General features: G+C 59.2%; 14 protein-coding genes. 8 read left to right on the top strand and 6 right to left on the bottom strand.

Going from position 1 to position 17,707, the window contains the following annotated elements:
- Positions 1–116: 116 nt before the first annotated feature.
- Entirely contained in the window at positions 117–422 is a 306-nt protein-coding gene (locus AB4N43_RS10335) for a DUF2288 domain-containing protein (RefSeq protein ID WP_027925626.1), read from the top strand.
- 295 nt (positions 423–717) lie between these two features.
- Here the strand turns inward: AB4N43_RS10335 and AB4N43_RS10330 are convergent, their stop codons facing one another.
- Positions 718–2,919: a hypothetical protein gene (locus AB4N43_RS10330; RefSeq protein ID WP_027925625.1), complete on the bottom strand. Its 2,202-nt coding sequence runs from the start codon at positions 2,917–2,919 to the stop codon at positions 718–720.
- A 196-nt stretch (positions 2,920–3,115) separates the two neighbouring features.
- On the opposite strand from AB4N43_RS10330, the gene AB4N43_RS10325 reads away from it, so the two are divergent.
- Positions 3,116–4,012: an NAD(P)-dependent oxidoreductase gene (locus AB4N43_RS10325; RefSeq protein WP_081744011.1), complete on the top strand. Its 897-nt coding sequence runs from the start codon at positions 3,116–3,118 to the stop codon at positions 4,010–4,012.
- Here AB4N43_RS10325 and AB4N43_RS10320 read toward each other — a convergent pair.
- Positions 3,903–6,185, bottom strand: coding sequence for a putative bifunctional diguanylate cyclase/phosphodiesterase (locus AB4N43_RS10320; RefSeq protein ID WP_059181509.1), 2,283 nt, complete (start codon positions 6,183–6,185; stop codon positions 3,903–3,905). The genes AB4N43_RS10325 and AB4N43_RS10320 overlap by 110 nt on opposite strands.
- A 148-nt stretch (positions 6,186–6,333) precedes the next feature.
- Positions 6,334–6,699 carry a YkgJ family cysteine cluster protein gene (locus tag AB4N43_RS10315; protein ID WP_027925623.1) on the bottom strand — a complete coding sequence of 122 codons (366 nt, stop codon included), beginning with the start codon at positions 6,697–6,699 and terminating at the stop codon, positions 6,334–6,336.
- A 290-nt stretch (positions 6,700–6,989) separates the two neighbouring features.
- Here AB4N43_RS10315 and AB4N43_RS10310 point away from each other — a divergent pair, with 290 nt between their 5' ends.
- Positions 6,990–8,339 (top strand): spinster family MFS transporter, encoded by a 1,350-nt coding sequence (locus AB4N43_RS10310; protein WP_460153963.1) that lies wholly within the window; start codon positions 6,990–6,992, stop codon positions 8,337–8,339.
- Between the two features lie 95 nt (positions 8,340–8,434).
- Here the strand turns inward: AB4N43_RS10310 and rapA are convergent, their stop codons facing one another.
- Positions 8,435–11,281 carry an RNA polymerase-associated protein RapA gene (rapA, locus tag AB4N43_RS10305; protein WP_027925621.1) on the bottom strand — a complete coding sequence of 949 codons (2,847 nt, stop codon included), beginning with the start codon at positions 11,279–11,281 and terminating at the stop codon, positions 8,435–8,437.
- Between the two features lie 218 nt (positions 11,282–11,499).
- Here rapA and AB4N43_RS10300 point away from each other — a divergent pair, with 218 nt between their 5' ends.
- The 3 genes from AB4N43_RS10300 to ccoM all read left to right on the top strand — a co-directional run bounded on the left by AB4N43_RS10300 (position 11,500) and on the right by ccoM (position 12,320).
- The gene (locus tag AB4N43_RS10300; protein WP_027925620.1) at positions 11,500–11,841 is read left to right on the top strand and encodes a hypothetical protein; all 342 of its coding nucleotides are present in this window, start codon (positions 11,500–11,502) and stop codon (positions 11,839–11,841) included.
- Positions 11,842–11,900: 59 nt separating this feature from the next.
- Positions 11,901–12,062, top strand: a complete 162-nt coding sequence (locus tag AB4N43_RS10295) for a hypothetical protein (protein ID WP_007935839.1) — start codon at positions 11,901–11,903, stop codon at positions 12,060–12,062.
- A gap of 144 nt (positions 12,063–12,206) precedes the next feature.
- Positions 12,207–12,320, top strand: a complete 114-nt coding sequence (ccoM, locus tag AB4N43_RS10290) for a cytochrome c oxidase subunit CcoM (protein WP_027925619.1) — start codon at positions 12,207–12,209, stop codon at positions 12,318–12,320.
- Positions 12,321–12,501: 181 nt separating this feature from the next.
- Here the strand turns inward: ccoM and AB4N43_RS10285 are convergent, their stop codons facing one another.
- On the bottom strand, positions 12,502–13,977 hold the full coding sequence (locus tag AB4N43_RS10285; RefSeq protein ID WP_027925618.1) for an inorganic phosphate transporter: 1,476 nt from the start codon (positions 13,975–13,977) through the stop codon (positions 12,502–12,504).
- Between the two features lie 377 nt (positions 13,978–14,354).
- Positions 14,355–14,555, bottom strand: coding sequence for a hypothetical protein (locus AB4N43_RS10280; RefSeq protein WP_007935837.1), 201 nt, complete (start codon positions 14,553–14,555; stop codon positions 14,355–14,357).
- Positions 14,556–15,230: 675 nt separating this feature from the next.
- Between AB4N43_RS10280 and pcaR the strand changes: the two genes are divergently transcribed.
- Positions 15,231–16,073 carry a pca regulon transcriptional regulator PcaR gene (pcaR, locus tag AB4N43_RS10275; RefSeq protein ID WP_027925617.1) on the top strand — a complete coding sequence of 281 codons (843 nt, stop codon included), beginning with the start codon at positions 15,231–15,233 and terminating at the stop codon, positions 16,071–16,073.
- Positions 16,074–16,215: 142 nt separating this feature from the next.
- Positions 16,216–17,562 carry a 4-hydroxybenzoate transporter PcaK gene (locus AB4N43_RS10270; RefSeq protein WP_027925616.1) on the top strand — a complete coding sequence of 449 codons (1,347 nt, stop codon included), beginning with the start codon at positions 16,216–16,218 and terminating at the stop codon, positions 17,560–17,562.
- The last annotated feature ends 145 nt before the right edge of the window (positions 17,563–17,707 follow it).

The following is a 17,707-nucleotide window of genomic DNA, read 5'->3' as shown; positions in this document are numbered from 1 at the left end:
CAGCGGCATTCCCTGGCTTTCCTGCTCTTTTCGATCGGTGACTCAATTGCATCCGGGTTTTTCTGGCGGACCACCGACGTTATCATTCGCGTCGATTTCTTTTCCGGACAGGACCCATGACTCAAGAACCTAGCACCCTCTATGCCAAGCTGCTTGGTGAAACCGCATCTATTACCTGGAAAGAGTTGGAGCCGTTCTTTGCCAGGGGTGCCCTATTGTGGGTCGATCCCGGGCTGGATTTGATCGCGGCCGCCGAAGCCGTGGCGACTGACGAAGGGGAGAAAGTGGCTGCCTGGCTGGCTGCCGACCAGGTCGCCAAGCTGTCTGAAACGCGGGCGCTGGATCTTTTTGAGCGCGACCCGGCGTTGTGGGCGGTGGTGGTTTCGCCGTGGATTCTGATCCAGGAAAGGGCGACGAGCTGAATCGCTGCGCCTTATTGGTGCGTCGTGCGGGCGAGCAAAAGTGTGTAGGTGAGTAGCGTGATGGCACGTTGCCGTAGAGAAAGGCCACAGGCATGGCCAGCATCACGGTGACGTAAACGTAACGGGAACAGTTTGTCGGGCAGCCTGAGGGCTGCTTAATTGTTTCTGGATGTTGGAAAGACTGACATTTTCAGCGGATTTGAGGGGCTCATCGCGAGCAGGCTCACTCCTAGAGGGGAACGCATTCCACATGTAGGAGTGAGCCTGCTCGCGATGGCGGCAACCTGGTCTGGCGTCAGACCGAGAAAGTCTTGCCAGTATGGTTATTCAGCGAAATAACCTTGGTTTTGCCAATGCGGTGACGGTAGATCTCACGCAGGTACTTGATCGCCTTCTTCACGCAATCACGCGACAGGCGAATGTCGTTGATCGAGACAAACTTGTCCTTGTCGTTGATCAGCTCGCGGTACTTCTTCTCGTACATCGGTTTGATCGCGTACCAGTTGGTATCGAGGATCTTCGCCGGGTTCTCGAATTCGTTGAGCAAGTCGTCGATCCGGTCTTCGTCGAATTCTTCATTAATAATGAAGTCGAGGATCGAGTTGTCCAGCGTCTCGTCGAAGCGGTACGGGTTCTTCGCGAAGCAGCGCTTGATGAACGCGACGATCAACGTCAGGAAGTCGTCCGACAGGCACGGGCTCTTGGCAATCAGGGTGGTCAGCGACAAGTTGGCCGAGGCGCCGATCACCAGCGCGTAGCGCTTGAGCGTCGTGTTCGGGAACAGGCTGTTGAGGTGGGTCTTCAACCGGTTCAAGTCCATGTAGGACAGCTTGTAGTCTTTCGGCAAGGAAACGATCGACACCACCGACGAGCAGTTCTTGAAGAAGTGCAGGTCGTGCAGCGCGGCCGCGTCGTAACCGGAATTCTTGTACTGCTCAAGCGAGGCGCGATAGCGCTTGGATTCGATCGGCAGCAGGCTGATGCCTTCGATCGCCTGGGTCACTTTGTTGAAATGCGGCAGGTCGATGGAGCGGAAGAACAAATCATCGATGTTCAGGCGCTGCGGCTCTTTCTCGAACACCTTGAACTTGTCGCTGCTTGGCGGCGGGGTTTCCGGCACCACGGATTCGGCGTAGGCAATCGCCACCGGGCCGGCCAGGCTCATGAACAGGTCGTTGGCGTCGAGGCGAATGGTTTCGCCGATGTCGATGCCGGCGCGACGGAAATAGTTCTGGTCGTAGTCGGTCGTCACCGCCTGCGCCGTCAGAATGTTGAAGATCTGCTGCGAGATGTACTGGTTGGCGTGTTTTTCCATCGCATTGACGTCAATGTTCTGGATGTTGCCGTCATCGCTTTCTTCGGCATAACGCATGATGTCGTTGGAGATCAGCATCATGGCGTTCCATGGGCGGATACGGCCCATGACGCTGGCTTCGCTGCTGTCTTCGTTGGCGAAGTTGTAGGAGAAATCCCACTCTTCTGACAGGTATTTACACAGCAGGCGACCGGCGTTGATGTGCAGCGCCTCGGACATTTCGCTGCGGTGATCGGAAATGTTCGGCAGCACGCAGATGCCGCTGGTGAAGATCGGCTCGAAGACGAAGGAATGACCGCTCTTGCCGTCATGTTCGTCCATCGGTTTGGTGTCGAACGTCTTGTTCATGTACGAGTGCTGCTGGGCCAGGCCGAACTCCGAGGCCATGCCCGAACCGGTACCGCCGCCGGCACTGAAGATCGAGAAATACAGACGCGACTGGTTGGCCTTGATCCCGCAGCTGTCGATCAGGTACGAGTGAATCATCTTCCAGTCAGGGCTGGAGAAACGCTGGGTGTCCTTGTTCAGGATGATCTTGGCCAGGTACTGACCGAGGATCGGCGCGTTACCGGCACCACCGGCGTGGACTTCCGACAAGTCCATGATTTTCATTTTGCTGTAGTCGCGCAGGAACCCGCTTTTTTCGCCCTTGCGCGAGAAACGGATGCGGCCGGCGATGTCTTTGTCGAGGTCGCCAAGCATCACCAGCGGTTCTACCAGGAACACCGGTTTGGCGCCCTTGTTGGTGCCCAGGCGCAAGTTGTTACGAATCCATTGGGCCGGGCTGTAGCCCTTTTCCGCAAAGCGTTTGTCCGGCGACAGACGGTCTTCGTTGTTGAATTCATTGAGGTAGAACTTGCGGGCGTTGTACACCAGCTCCGCGACGTCCAGAGCAATGTTCGAGCCGCAACGACCAAGACCGATCAGGCACACCGACGGGAATTCCTGGTCGTTATGCTGTTCGCTCACGCCTTCCAGGTGGGGCGGGCGCGGGAACACCATGTCGCGCAGGCCGTCGAGGTTATCGAGGATGCGGTCGGTATTGGTTTCAGTGAAATACAGGTATTGCTGAGTGGCCAGCGGGCGCGCCGGGGTCAATGGCTTCGACGATGAGGGGCTGTTCGCCGCAGGGCTCAGAGTCAGATCGGAGACCGTAGTGGCCGGGTTATTTTTAGAAGTCATTGGGCGCCATCTACCTGGACTGGTTGGCTGAGCGACAACTGTCGTCAAACCTTCACGGAATGGGATCTCGCGTCTTTTTTATGCGCGTATTTGGCCAAAGTCTCAGGGACTCGCCTGAGCATCAGTGGGTGGAATCCTTTCCTTAGTCATGATGGATCGGCCAATATTCGGCGATCTTTAATCAAAAGGAGGCTAAATGATGTCAACGCTACCTTCGTTGGGGTTCGCCGGTATTGGTCTGATGGGGCTGCCCATGTGCCGGCGCCTGCTGGCTGCGGGCTATCCGTTGACCGTGTGGAACCGTAACCCGGGCAAGTGCGCGCCGTTGGTGGAGGCCGGTGCCCGACAAGTGGCAACCCCCGCCGAACTGTGCCAGCACGCCGACATCATCCTGCTGTGCCTAGCGGACACCGCGGTGGTGCGTGAGGTGGTGTTTGGTCCGGTCGGGGTGGCCTCGGGGGCAAAAAGCGCTCAGTTGCTGGTGGATTTTTCCAGCCTGGAACCCAGCGCTACACGAGAAATGGCCAAACAGCTGCTCGACAGCACCGGGATGAGTTGGCTGGATGCGCCGGTGTCCGGTGGTGTGGTCGGCGCCGAGGCCGGCAGCCTGGCGATCATGGTGGGTGGCGAAGCGGTGGATCTGCAGCGAGTACGTCCGCTATTGCTGACTCTGGGCCAGCGTGTCACCCACATGGGCGGCGTCGGGGCCGGGCAGGTGACCAAGGCGTGCAATCAGATGATCGTGGCGTGCAATGCGCTGGTGATCGCCGAAGTGGTGGCGTTGGCCGAGTCTTCCGGGGTTGACGCCCGGTTGATCGCCGAGGCACTGGCCGGTGGTTTTGCCGATTCAAAACCGTTGCAGATCCTCGCCCCGCAAATGGCCGAGAGCCAATTTGAACCGGTGAAATGGCATGTGCGCACGCTGCTCAAAGATCTCGACACCGCCGTGAAGTTTTCCCGCGAACAGGGTTCGGCGACCCCCCTCAGCGGATTGGCTGCGCAACTGATGCGCCTGCATGGGAGCCAGGGATTCCTGGAAAAAGATCCATCGACGTTAGTGCAGATGTACCGCGAGCCTGGCTCAGAGGTGTGACGTTGAACGAATGCTTGCGCTGGTTGATTTCGTTCAACACCGGACGCAACTCAGCCAGTGGCACTGGGCGACTGAGCAGGTAGCCCTGAACGAAATCGCAGCCCAGGCGTTCGAGAAAATCGTACTGCTCGAAGGTTTCGACTCCTTCGGTGACCACCTGCAAATGCAGGCTGTGGGCCATGACGATGATGGCCTGGACGATTTCCATGTCCTGTGTGGCTTTGGGAATGTCCTGGATAAACGAGCGGTCGATCTTCAGCGTGTTCAGCGGAAGGCGCTTGAGGTAGGCCAGGGACGAATAACCGGTGCCGAAGTCATCGATCGACAAGGAGACCCCGAGGGCACGAATCTGCCGTAGCAGCACCAGCGTGTTGGCGAGGTTGCCCATCAGCGCATTTTCGGTGACTTCCAGCTCCAGCCGTTGCGGCGCGACCCCGGAGGCGTGCAGCGCGAGTTCGATTTCGTCGGCCAGCTCTTCACGCGCAAGGTTCAGCGGTGAGCAATTGACCGCGATCTTCAGTTCCTCGCAACCGTGCCGGGACAATTCACCCAGGTCTTCGCAGGCTTTGCGCAGCACCCAGTTGTCGAGCTCATGGATCAGGCCATTGGCCTCGGCAATGGCAATAAACCGATCAGGCGCCAGCAAGCCATGAACCGGGTGTTGCCAGCGAACCAGTGCTTCGAGCTTACTGACCTGGCCGGTTTTCAGGTCGAAGATCGGCTGGTAATACAGCATCAATTCATTGTCTTTACGCAGGGCGTGCCGCAGTTCTTCTTCGAGTTGCAGCTCCATCGTGGCGCGGGTCTTGAGGTTGGAGCTGAAAAAATTCAGGCCGTTGCGACCTGCGTCCTTGGACTGGTACAGCGCCAGGTCGGCGTTTTTCAACAGTTCTTCACAGGTCTTGCCGTCTTGCGGGAACAGGCTGATGCCGATGCTGGTGGTCATGACCATGTTGCGCCCGGAGAGCTCGATGGGCTCCTTCATTTTCAGCATGATGCGCTGGGCCATGTGCTGCGCTTCTTCGGGATCATTGAGGCCGATGAGGATGCAGAACTCGTCCCCGCCAAATCGGGCCACGACATCTTTGTGGCTGCGCACCGAGCTTTTGATATGGCCGGCCAGCACTTTGAGCAATTCATCGCCAGCGTCATGGCCAAGGCTGTCGTTGATGCGCTTGAAGTGGTCGATGTCGAGGAACATCACCGCCAGCATGCCCCCTTCGTTGGTCTTCTCGATCAGTTTCTCGGCGAATATCTGATTGAAGCCACGACGGTTGATCAGGTTGGTCAAGGCGTCGTAATGCGCCACTTGCTGCAGCGACAGGCGCGCCTGATCCAGTTGGCTGAGCAGCGAGTTGACCCGCTGCAGATCACGCTCCTTGTGTTGCAGTTTTTTGTCCGCCAGTGCCGCGCTGATGCTGCTGCCGATGATCAGCAGCGTAATGACCGCCACCGTCAGCGCCAGTTGCAGGTGGCTGTGTTCGCTGACCGGCGCCAGGACGCTACTGCTGGGTATCACCAGATTGAAGGCGGCCATCCCGGTGAAATACATGCTCAGGATGCCGGCCCCGAGGAGGAGGCTGGCGCTGTACTTGAGCAGTTGGTGAAACATCCCGGTGCCGTCACGCAAATAGCGCGACAGCAGCAGTGCCGCGAGGCTGGCGCCAATCGCGATGGCGATGGATAAGGCAAACAACGCCGGCTGGTAGTAGACCGTGGCACTCGATTGCATCGACGCCATGCCCACGTAATGCATGGCGGTAATCCCCAGACCGACCCACACCGAGGCCTTGAGGCAATGCCGGACATTCAGGTCGGGGAAGCTGAGGGTGTACATCACCAGCCAGGCCGCGCACAGGGCGATTGCCAGTGAAATCAGGGTGACGGGGAGTTGGTAGTGAATGTCGACAGGTGCCTGGAACGCGAGCATGCCGATAAAGTGCATGGCCCAGATTCCGCCTGCCAGGCACCCACTGCCGACCCAGCGCCAAAGCCTTTGCGAAGCCGGACTTTCCGCATGCGCCACACGCTCTGCCATATCCAGCGTGGCAAAGCAGCCAGCACACGCCACGACATAAGCCAGCAGCACCAGAAAAGGGTCATGCGTGCAATTGAGTATGAATTGCCCGCTCGCTGTCAGCTCGGTAATGAAATGCAGACCAAGCCACTCCATAGCACGCCCCGTCGTTGTCATCCCGGCCGGCGCAATGAACGCCAGCGAATGTCATCGAGTATAGAGGCCGTGTCTGGAGTGCAAGGGATGATGTCAAAATGGTTCCATATGATTTTGGCATCATGGTAATCGCGTTTGGTGCTAAGCCTCAGGCGCTTTGTTCAAAGGGGATTTCGTACGCCGGTTGCAGGGCTGGAAGGCCGAATGCTGCCCGGGCCGCGTCGCAATCCACGTTCGCTTCGCCATTTTCCCAAGACGCCTCAAATTCCCGGCAGGTGCTGGAACGCTCGTTGTAAATCGAGCATTTGACCTCGCTGCCGACGGTCCCCTCCAGGCTGATGCAGCGGGTGGGTTTGCAGTCGGTGCCGAGCATCGCCACGCGACTGGGACTGATCGACGCGACCAGCTCATCCGGCACCGTTCCCCCGGACGAGGCGCATTCGCCCCAGAAAAAAGACACACGGAAATGGGAACAGCAGGCACCGCAATTCAGACACGGACTGACTTCGGACATGGTCGATGATCTACGCAGGAGGGGGTACGCAGGGGAGCGGACAGGGGCGCTATTCTAGACTTCGCAACGGGCTTTGGAAGGGGGTATGAAAGGTATTTTTCAGCGACGGACGGTACCGTGAAAATAGCGGCCGGATCCCCGTGAATCCTGGGCCTGGCGGTCAGCGCGCCTGCGTGAATCCATGGCCTGATATCAGCCTTGTCAATAATGACAGACAGCGTGGGTGGGCCTGTCTAGATTGGCGGTTCCGGGGACAGTGAGGCCCCAATAACAATAAAAGAGACGGACCCATGCAGAACTCGACCCAAGCGGCGAATGCCTGGCGCATTCTGTTCCTGTTGTTCCTGGCCAACCTGTTCAACTTCTTCGATCGCACCATTCCCGCCATCATCATCGAACCGATCCGCATGGAGTGGCACCTCAGCGACTTTCAGTTGGGGATCGTCGGCACCGCTTTCACCCTGGTTTACGCGATTGCCGGCCTGCCGTTGGGGCGGATGGCCGATACCGGGTCACGCCGCAAGCTGATGGGTTGGGGCCTGGCGGTCTGGAGCGGGCTGACCGCGGTCAACGGACTGGTGGGCAGCTTCTGGAGTTTCCTGATCGTGCGCATGGGCATCGGCATCGGTGAAGCCAGTTACGCACCGGCTGCCAACTCGTTGATCGGCGACCTGTTCCCGGCGCACCGCCGGGCGCGGGCGATGGGCATTTTCATGCTGGGTCTGCCGCTGGGGTTGTTGCTGGCGTTCTTTACCATCGGCGCGATGGTCAAGGCGTTCGACAGCTGGCGCGCGCCGTTCTTTATCGCGGCCGTGCCGGGGCTGATCCTGGCGATCTTCATGTTCTTCATTAAAGAGCCAAAGCGCGGCGCAGCAGAAACCGTGCAGGTGTCGCAGGAGCGCGTCGACCGGCCGATCCGCCGGGTGCTGGCGGTGCCGACGTTCCTGTGGCTGGTGATGGCGGGACTGTGCTTCAACTTCGCGACCTACGCCTGCAATTCATTCCTGGTGCCGATGCTGCAGCGCTATTTCCTGATGCCGCTGCAGGAAGCCGCGGTGGCCACGGGGGTGATCGTCGGCGTGACCGGTTTGTTCGGCCTGACGCTCGGCGGCTGGGTCGCTGACAAGATTCACCAGCGAGTGGCCAACGGGCGGCTGTTGTTTGCCGCGTTCAGTTTGATTATTTCGACCGTGTGTACGGGGTGGGCACTGCACGCCGGGCGCATCGAGATCGGCGTGTTTGTCGCGGTCTTCAGTGTGGGCTGGTTGTTTGCCTACAACTTCTACACCTGCGTCTACACCGCGATTCAGGACGTGGTCGAGCCGCGATTGCGGGCCACGGCGATGGCACTGTTCTTTGCCGGGTTGTATTTGCTGGGCGGTGGATTGGGGCCGGTGGTAGTGGGCGGTTTGTCCGATCACTTTGCGCACACGGCGATGCTGGCGGCCGGTGCCGAGCAGATGACCGAGGCGTTCAAGGCCGTCGGTTTGCATGACGCGATGTACCTGATTCCGGTGGCGTTGTTCTTCACCATGGTCTTTTTGTTTATGGCTTCGCGGTGTTTTGTGCGGGATGCGAAACGGATGAAGGCAGGGTTGGTGGCGGTGGTTGAGCCTGGGGTTTCTGTGGCGACTGCATAAATGATCGTTCCCACGCGAGCGTGGGAACGATCAGCAGACAAAAAAAGGCCCGCATCACTGCGGGCCTTTTTATTTAGCCGGGTAGAGCAGGGGACTTAACCCGCCACCAACACCCGAATCGCTTCCAGTCGCAACGCAGCCTTTTCAAGCATGGCCAACCCTTGCTCGCGCTGTTTGCGCAGGGCAATCAGTTCGCTGTCGCGCACGGTCGGGTTCACGGCTTGCAACGCGGTCAGGCGCGCCAGTTCTTCATCGGTATCCGCCGCCAGGCGACGCTGCGCCTCGGCCACACGCTCGGCGTGACGCGGCAGAATCTTCTCTTCGCCAGCATTGATCCGTGGCGTCAGCTGATCGCGCTGGGCCTGGATGAATTTGTTGGCGCTGGCACGCGGTACGCTTTCCAGCTGATCGTTCAAGGTCTCGAACGACACACGGGCCGACAGGTCGTTGCCGTTGGCATCGAGCAGGCAGCGCAGCGCGGCCGGCGGCAGGTAACGGCCCAGTTGCAGCGAGCGCGGGGCAACCACTTCGCTGACGTAGAGCAGTTCCAGCAACACGGTGCCAGGCTTGAGCGCCTTGTTCTTGATCAGCGCGACGGCGGTATTGCCCATCGAGCCGGACAGGACCAGGTCCATGCCGCCCTGCACCATCGGGTGTTCCCAGGTGATGAACTGCATGTCTTCGCGAGACAGCGCCTGGTTGCGGTCGTAAGTGATGGTCACGCCTTCGTCGTCGCCCAGCGGGAAGCTGGCGTCGAGCATTTTTTCGCTCGGCTTGAGGATCAGGGCGTTTTCCGAATGGTCTTCGCTGTCGATGCCGAAGGCGTCGAACAGGGTTTCCATGTAGATCGGCAGGGTGAACTGATCGTCCTGCTCAAGAATGTCTTCGACCAGCGCATCGCCTTCGCCCGCGCCGCCGGAGTTGAGCTCCAGCAAGCGGTCACGGCCGGTGTGCAAGTCGGCTTCCAGACGCTCACGCTCGGTGCGGGCTTCGTCGATCAGCGCTTGCCACTCGCCGTCGTCGGCCTCTTCCAGCAGCGGCAGTAGGCGCGGGCCGAACTGATGCTGCAAGGCGTTGCCGGTCGGGCACGTATTGAGGAATGCGTTCAGCGCTTCGTGGTACCACTGGAACAGACGCTCTTGCGGGCTGGTTTCCAGGTACGGCACGTGCAGCTCGATGATGTGCTTCTGGCCGATCCGGTCCAGACGCCCGATACGCTGCTCCAGCAGGTCCGGGTGTGCCGGCAGATCGAACAGCACCAGGTGGTGCGAGAACTGGAAGTTGCGACCTTCACTGCCGATTTCCGAGCAAATCAGCACTTGTGCACCGAACTCTTCGTCGGCGAAGTAGGCGGCGGCGCGGTCACGCTCGAGAATGTTCATGCCTTCGTGGAACACCGTGGCCGGGATGCCGGAACGCACGCGCAGGGCGTCTTCCAGGTCCATGGCGGTTTCGGCGTGGGCGCAGATCACCAGCACTTTGGTGCGCTTGAGCATCTTCAGGGTGTCGATCAGCCACTCGACGCGCGGGTCGAATTTCCACCAGCGTTCTTCTTCGTTGGCGTCTGGCTGGGCCTGGAAGCTGACTTCCGGGTACAGCTCGGCGTGATCGCCCAGCGGCAGTTCGAGGTATTCATCCGGGCACGGCAGCGGGTACGGGTGCAGTTTACGCTCCGGGAAACCCTGCACGGCGGCGCGGGTGTTTCGGAACAGCACGCGGCCGGTGCCATGGCGATCCAGCAGTTCACGCACGAGGCGCGCGCTGGCTTCGGTGTCGCCATCGTTCACGGCGGTCAGCAGGGCTTCGCCTTCGTTGCCGAGGAAACCGTGAATGGTCTTGTGCGCTTCAGGCGACAGGCGCCCTTTGTCCAGCAGCTCCTGAACGGCTTCGGCCACCGGGCGATAGTTTTCGCTCTCGGCGCGGAAGGCGGCCAGGTCATGGAAACGGTTCGGGTCGAGCAGGCGCAGACGGGCGAAGTGGCTGTCCTGGCCCAGTTGTTCCGGGGTCGCGGTCAGCAGCAGCACGCCGGGAATGGTCTCGGCGAGTTGTTCGACCAAGGTGTATTCCGCGCTGGCCTTGTCTTCATGCCACACCAGGTGGTGGGCTTCGTCGACGACCATCAGGTCCCAACCGGCGGCAAACAGCGCGTCCTGGGCCTTTTCGTCTTCGACCAGCCACTCCAGTGCAACCAGTGCGAGCTGGGTGTCTTCGAAGGGGTTGGTGGCATCGCTTTCGATGAAGCGTTCTTCGTCGAACAATGCGACTTGCAGGTTGAAGCGGCGGCGCATCTCGACCAGCCACTGGTGCTGCAGGTTCTCGGGAACCAGGATCAGCACACGGTTGGCGCGGCCCGAGAGCAGTTGGCGATGGATTACCAGACCGGCTTCGATGGTTTTACCCAGGCCTACTTCGTCCGCCAGCAGAACGCGCGGCGCAATGCGGTCGGCGACTTCGCGGGCGATGTGCAACTGGTGCGCGATCGGTTGTGCGCGCACGCCACCGAGGCCCCACAGCGCGGACTGCAATTGGCGGCTGGTATGTTCCAGGGTGTTGTAACGCAGGGAAAACCAGGCCAGCGGGTCGATCTGCCCGGCGAACAGACGGTCGCTGGCCAGACGGAACTGAATGAAGTTCGACAGCTGGGTTTCTGGCAGCGTGACGCTTTCGTTCTGCGCGTTGAGACCGTGGTAGACCAGCAGGCCATCGACGTCGTCGACTTCCTGGACCGTCAGCTTCCAGCCTTCGAAGTGAGTGATCGAGTCACCGGGCGAAAACCGCACGCGGGTGAGGGGCGCATTCCGTAGCGCGTACTGGCGAGTCTCGCCAGTGGCCGGGTAGAGCACGGTCAACAAGCGGCCGTCCTGTGCCAGAACGGTGCCTAAACCCAGCTCGGCTTCGCTGTCACTGATCCAGCGTTGCCCCGGTTGATACTGCTGCGCCATGCTGCCTGACTCCCACCTTGAAAAAGCGGGCTATCTTAACGGAAGGAGGCCCTCAGGGCCAAAGGACTCTCATAAAAACTCGCAGTCTTACGTTAGCCCAATGAAGTCGTGCTTGCCGGTCAGGGCACTGATGAGTGCCAAACGGGTCACAGTTTGCGACCGATGGCTCAAGTCGCCATCCCCGCAGCCGACAGCCTGCTGACAGGAGACTAAAAATTATGCTGCTACCGATGCTCCCCTTGAGTGCCGTGCCAATCACCTCACAGCACGACCCGATCCGTCAGCGCCCGGATATTCCGCCAGTGGTGCCGGTGCAGGAAAGCTCGAACGAAAGCACGATCGACCTGCAGCAGCGCGATCCCGAGGAAGCGGCTTTTCAACTGCGCGAGGAACAACGCCGCAAGCTGGAGCGCGAGCGTCGCCGCCGCGAGGCCGATGAAGACCCCGAGGAGCACCTGGCCATTCCCGGTGACGAACTGAATGCCGACAACACCGTGCCGGTGGCCCCGTTGATGGAGGATCAGCCGCGTCAGGGCTTGTGGGTCGATATTCAGATTTGAGTTGTGGCGGGTCAGACCGCATTATTGCGATATACCCGTCAAACGATGCACTGAGCACCATGAGCCAAGACGATAAGCTGATTGATCTCAACTCTGAACGCGCCAAGCGGGTTCACGACCTTAATGAAAAACGTCTGAATGAAGTTCGACAGGCGTTTGAGCAGGCAATGCCTTTGGGCAAAGCCAAGAAAAAACCGAAGAACAAACCGAAAAAGCGTTGAAACCCCCTGCATCTGTTGATGCAGGTCAGTTATTACCCCGCCTTTACGCCCGGTCTCGGGCGACATTGATCCAGGTCAATTTTTTCTTCTGCCTGTTTGGTTAACTTAGCCCTATCGCAACAGGGCAAGCCCAGGAGGCCAGTCATGTTTTTCGACAACGTGGTGATCGCCGGAGTGCTGACTGTCAGCCTCATGGTCATGTTTTTCGCAGGGTTTGGATTTTTTATCTGGAAGGATTCGCACAAGCGTAAGCCGTAGTTCTTTCCGGATGTAATGAGCACGCAAGGCATTTTGGGCAACTTCGGTTGCCCTTTTTTTTGCCTGCAATTTAGACCTGGCAATACAAAACCCTTGTAGGAGTGATCTCCCCCTGAATTAGAAATTGCGCCCACAAAAAGCCCGACTCAATGGTCGGGCTTTTTCATTGCTCGGCGATGTATCAGCTACCCAGTGCCTTCGACGCCAGCCAGAACAGGCCGGCCGACAGGCCCACCGTCGCAGGCAGGGTCAGGACCCAGGCCAGCAGGATGGTTTTCACCGTGCCGCCTTGCAGGCCGCTTTTGTTCGCGACCATGGTGCCGGCCACGCCCGAGGACAGCACGTGGGTGGTGGAGACCGGCAGGCTGAAGATGTTCGCCAGGCCGATCATGCACGCGGTGGTGATCTGCGCCGACATGCCTTGGGCGTAGGTCATGCCTTGCTTGCCGATCTTCTCGCCGATGGTCAGTACCACGCGTTTCCAGCCCACCATGGTGCCCAGGCCCAGAGCCAGGGCCACCGCCAGAATCACCCAGAACGGCGCGTATTCAGTGGTGGTGGTCAGGTCTTTGCGCAGTTTGTCCAGGTCAGCCTTTTCACGGGCATTGAGGCCAGGCAACTTGCCGACTTTCTTCGCCGTGTCATCCAGGCAGAGCAGGTAGCGTCGCACTTCGATGCGGCTGTCCGACGACAACGAGTGGTAGTCCGACACGCCTTTAAGGGTGCCGAGCAGGGCGGTAATGGTCGGTTCGGTCTGTTGCGGGTTGCAACGGAATTTCTCCGGCAGATCACCTTCTATGCTTTTGCCCAGCGCCAGGTATTCACCCAGGGTGTCGGCATTGCGCTTATAGAACTGGCTCAGGTGCAGGGTCGCATCGCGGGTCCGTTCGATCTGGTACGTCGTGCTGCCCAGGTCGAGTACGAACTGCGCCGGCACGATACCGATCAGCACGAGCATGATCAGGCCGATACCTTTCTGACCATCGTTGGAGCCGTGCACGAAGCTCACGGCCATGGCCGAGATCACCAGGACCAGACGGTTCCAGAACGGTGGGTGCTTCTTGTCATCGAGCTTGCGGCGCTGGTCCGGTGTCTTGTGCATCTTCGACAGTGGACGCCACCATTTAAGGCCGATCAACACCAGTGCCGCGACGAGGAAGCCGGCCATTGGCGAGAACACCAGGGAGGCACCGATGTCGATCGCCTTCTGCCAGTTCACGCCATCGGCCAACGGAATATCGTTGATCAACGCGTTGGCCAGGCCGACACCGAGGATCGAACCGATCAGGGTGTGGGAGCTGGAGGCCGGGATACCGAAGTACCAGGTGCCCAGGTTCCAGGTGATGGCGGCAGCAAGCAGCGAGAACACCATGGCCAGTCCGTGACCGGTGTTCACATTGATCAGCAGTTCTACCGGCAGCAGGTGGACGATGGCATACGCCACGCCAACACCGCCCAGCAGCACGCCGAGGAAGTTGAACACCCCGGAAAAGAACACCGCCAGATGGGGCGGCATGGCTTTGGTGTAGATAACAGTGGCCACCGCGTTTGCGGTGTCATGAAAGCCGTTGATGAACTCGAAGGCGAGGACAAAGGCCAGGGCGAGCAAGAGGCTCACAAGCACCCAAGCATCCAGTCCGCTGAATAAATCGATCATGAAGGTTTTCTGACCCGGTCGTAAGGGGGCGCGATTATGCCAGAAAAGACTGCTAATCAATGCACTTGCTGCTCATCGGTAACATTCTTCAACGAAATAATTGGCGAGGGACGCCAATCTCCCAGCGTTTTACCGGGTTTTACAAGCTATTGAATTAAAAGGAGAAATCAACAGGAACAAGGGTTTCGCTCGTGGAGTCGAGAGGCTTGAACGCTTGTGTGAAATATCTGAGAAGAGGGTCAGAAACGAGCCATTTGCCTCATCCGAGGGGTGAGGAGGCCGCTGCCCGCTTGTAGCGGGCACGAAAGGCTTGATCGATGCCACCCGCTTTTAGCGGGAGCAGACGCAGACCCCTGAAAGAATTCGGGCCGAGTCGGTCAAGGCTCTTCGGCTTTGAGTTCCTTTTCCATCTTCTGCAGTTCTTGGGTGAACGCCTGGTCCTGAACGGTGGCGCGTTTACGCCAGGGTTTACGTTCCGGTTCGGGCTGGGCGGCGTAGGTGGTGACTTCCCCGCCGTAAACTTCCTTGTAACGTTGTTCCTGGCGCTCAAGTTCCGCGCGCAGTTCGTCTTTCGTCACAGTGCTACCTGTATGAGTTGGGATAATTTCCGGTGAAACGCGCTGCATCGAGTCGATTGACCACGCTCATAAAAGGGTAATGCCCGGGAAGGCAACCTTTTGACGGCATGTGAACAATACTTCCATGTTGCAGGCGGCCACGACACCAGAGAAAAACAGCTGACGTAGCATCAGGTTCCTGTTTCAGCGAGCGCATTGGCGGAGCATATGAAATGAGCGTCAGGCGCTTGCTGCGGGCAACGACAATGGGACATCGCGCTGCCGGGTGACAGAGTCGGTGGATAAAAAACCGCTTCGCCACTGGATTGCATTATAGCGGTCGATTCGAAGAACACTATCACCGAGGCGTTAAAAGTAGTTCGTCATGTGTGATTGTTTTGTTACTGACAAGTGTTAACGGCAACTAGGAGGCCGATGATGTCATTGTGCAGCGATGTCTTTCTGGCGCCATTAAGGCGAACAACTTAAACCGCTTACATCGACCTTTAAGAAGTCGACCAGACAAAAAATAAAAACGGGCAGTTAATGGCGTGAGTCGCATCAGGCCTTGCGTGGCATTGATTGCGATTATCGGCCTGCCGTCCGATAATCGCCCAATCTTGGCGGTCCCGGACTTGTGTGCAGAAGCAGGGGCCGCGTGTAATAGCCGCTGATCCGCCTCGGAAAGGACCTGTCATGAATGATCAAATGCGCAACTCTTTCACTTCAGTGGCGCCGCCGATCGTCGCCTCACCCGCGAAGCGAATCCAGGCCCTGACCGGCGACCCTGATTTCATGACGTCCCTGGCGCGTGGCCTGGCGGTGGTGCAAGCGTTTCAAGAGCGCAAGCGCCACCTGACCATTGCCCAGATCAGTCACCGCACGGAAATTCCCCGCGCCGCCGTGCGCCGTTGCCTGCACACCCTGATCAAACTTGGTTACGCCACCACCGACGGTCGTACCTATTCGCTGCTGCCCAAGGTGTTGACCCTGGGTCATGCTTATTTGTCTTCGACGCCACTGGCGGTATCAGCCCAGCCGTACCTGGACCGCATGAGCGAGCAACTGCACGAAGCCTGCAACATGGCCACGCTGGAAGGCGATGACATTTTATACATCGCGCGCTCGGCGACCACACAGCGGCTGATTTCGGTCGACCTTTCAGTCGGCGGTCGCCTTCCGGCCTATTGCACGTCAATGGGCCGGATTCTGCTCGCCGCACTGGACGATACCTCGCTGCGCGAATATCTCGATCACGCAGAGTTGCAAGCCAAGACCAGCCGCACCCTGCATACACCCGAGGCGTTGCTCGAATGCCTGCAAGAGGTGCGGCAACAAGGTTGGTGCATCGTCGATCAGGAGCTGGAACAGGGTCTGCGTTCGATTGCTGTGCCGGTGTATGACGCATCCGGTCAGGTGGTGGCCGCCTTGAACGTCAGCACCCACGCTGGCCGTGTCAGTCGCAACGAACTGGAACAACGCTTCCTGCCCGGACTGCTCAGCGCCAGTCGCGACCTCAGCGCACAGCTCTTCGCCTAAGCCTCTTCTATTTAAGCTGTTCGATAAACGCACAGACTCGCGTTTATCGAATTGACGCTCTTTCCCTTGGATCATTACTGTCGCGGCAGCGCCAGCTCAGGCTGGCACCTGTCCGACTGCGTTCTTGCGTGGAATAAAAATAATGAACCAGCCCCAGTCTGCTGTAGGTCACTGCCTCGATGTGCAGTCCTTCATCAATGCTCAACCCATTTCGCGCTATCAGTGGCGAGTGGTGATCCTGTGTTTCCTGATTGTCTTCCTCGATGGCCTCGACACCGCGGCCATGGGCTTTATCGCGCCTGCGTTGTCGCAGGATTGGGGGATTGACCGCGCCAGTCTCGGCCCTGTGATGAGTGCCGCATTGATCGGCATGGTCTTCGGCGCGCTGGGTTCCGGCCCGTTGGCTGACCGCTTCGGGCGCAAAGTCGTGCTGGTGGGGGCGGTGTTGTTGTTTGGCGCGTTCAGCCTGGCGTCGGCCTACAGCACCAATGTCGATCAATTGCTGGTGCTGCGTTTCCTCACCGGCCTGGGTCTTGGTGCCGGCATGCCGAACGCCACCACCCTGCTGTCGGAATACACCCCGGAGCGCAAGAAGTCCCTGCTGGTGACCAGCATGTTCTGCGGCTTCAACCTCGGCATGGCCGGCGGCGGGTTTATCTCGGCCAAGCTGATCCCGGCGTTTGGTTGGCACAGTTTGCTGCTGATCGGCGGAATTCTGCCGCTGATCCTCTCGGTCGTCCTGCTGTTGTGGCTGCCGGAGTCGGCGCGCTACCTCGTGGTCCGTAACCGTGGCACCGACAAAGTGCGCAAGACCCTGGCGCCCATCGACCCGACCATCGTCGCCCAGGCTTCAAGCTTCAGCGTGCCGGAACAGAAAACCGTGAAGGCGCGCAACGTGTTCGCGGTGATCTTCTCCGGCACCTACAGCACCGGCACCTTGCTGCTGTGGCTGACCTATTTCATGGGCCTGGTGATCGTGTACCTGCTGACCAGTTGGCTGCCGACACTGATGCGTGACAGCGGCGCGAGCATGGAGCAGGCCGCGTTCATTGGCGCACTGTTCCAGTTTGGCGGGGTGCTGAGCGCGGTGGGCGTGGGCTGGGCGATGGACCGGTTCAATCCGCACAAGGTCATCGGCATTTTCTACCTGCTGGCCGGGGTGTTTGCCTACGCGGTAGGGCAGAGCCTGGGCAACATCACGCTGTTGGCGACGTTAGTGCTGGTGGCGGGCATGTGCGTCAACGGTGCGCAATCGGCGATGCCTTCCCTGGCGGCGCGGTTTTATCCGACACAAGGGCGGGCGACCGGGGTGTCATGGATGCTCGGGATTGGCCGGTTTGGCGCGATTCTCGGGGCTTGGATGGGCGCGACGTTGCTCGGGCTGGGCTGGAATTTTGAGCAAGTGCTGACGGCGCTGGTGATTCCGGCAGCGTTGGCGACTACGGCGGTGGTGATCAAGGGCATGGTCAGTCATGCGGATGCGACTTGATCGCCTGATCTGGAATCTTCAGCGGCTCTGATGGCCTCTTCGCGAGCAGGCTCACTCCTGCAGGTGACCGCGTTCCCCCTGTGGGAGTGAGCTTGCTCGCGATGCTTTTGATCTTCGATAGGCAGACAACAATCTGTTCGATAAA

The sequence above is a fragment of the Pseudomonas sp. S2_B07 genome (assembly GCF_054668435.1).
Note: the sequence above shows the minus strand (reverse complement) of the source record. Positions and strands in the feature narration are given on the sequence as shown.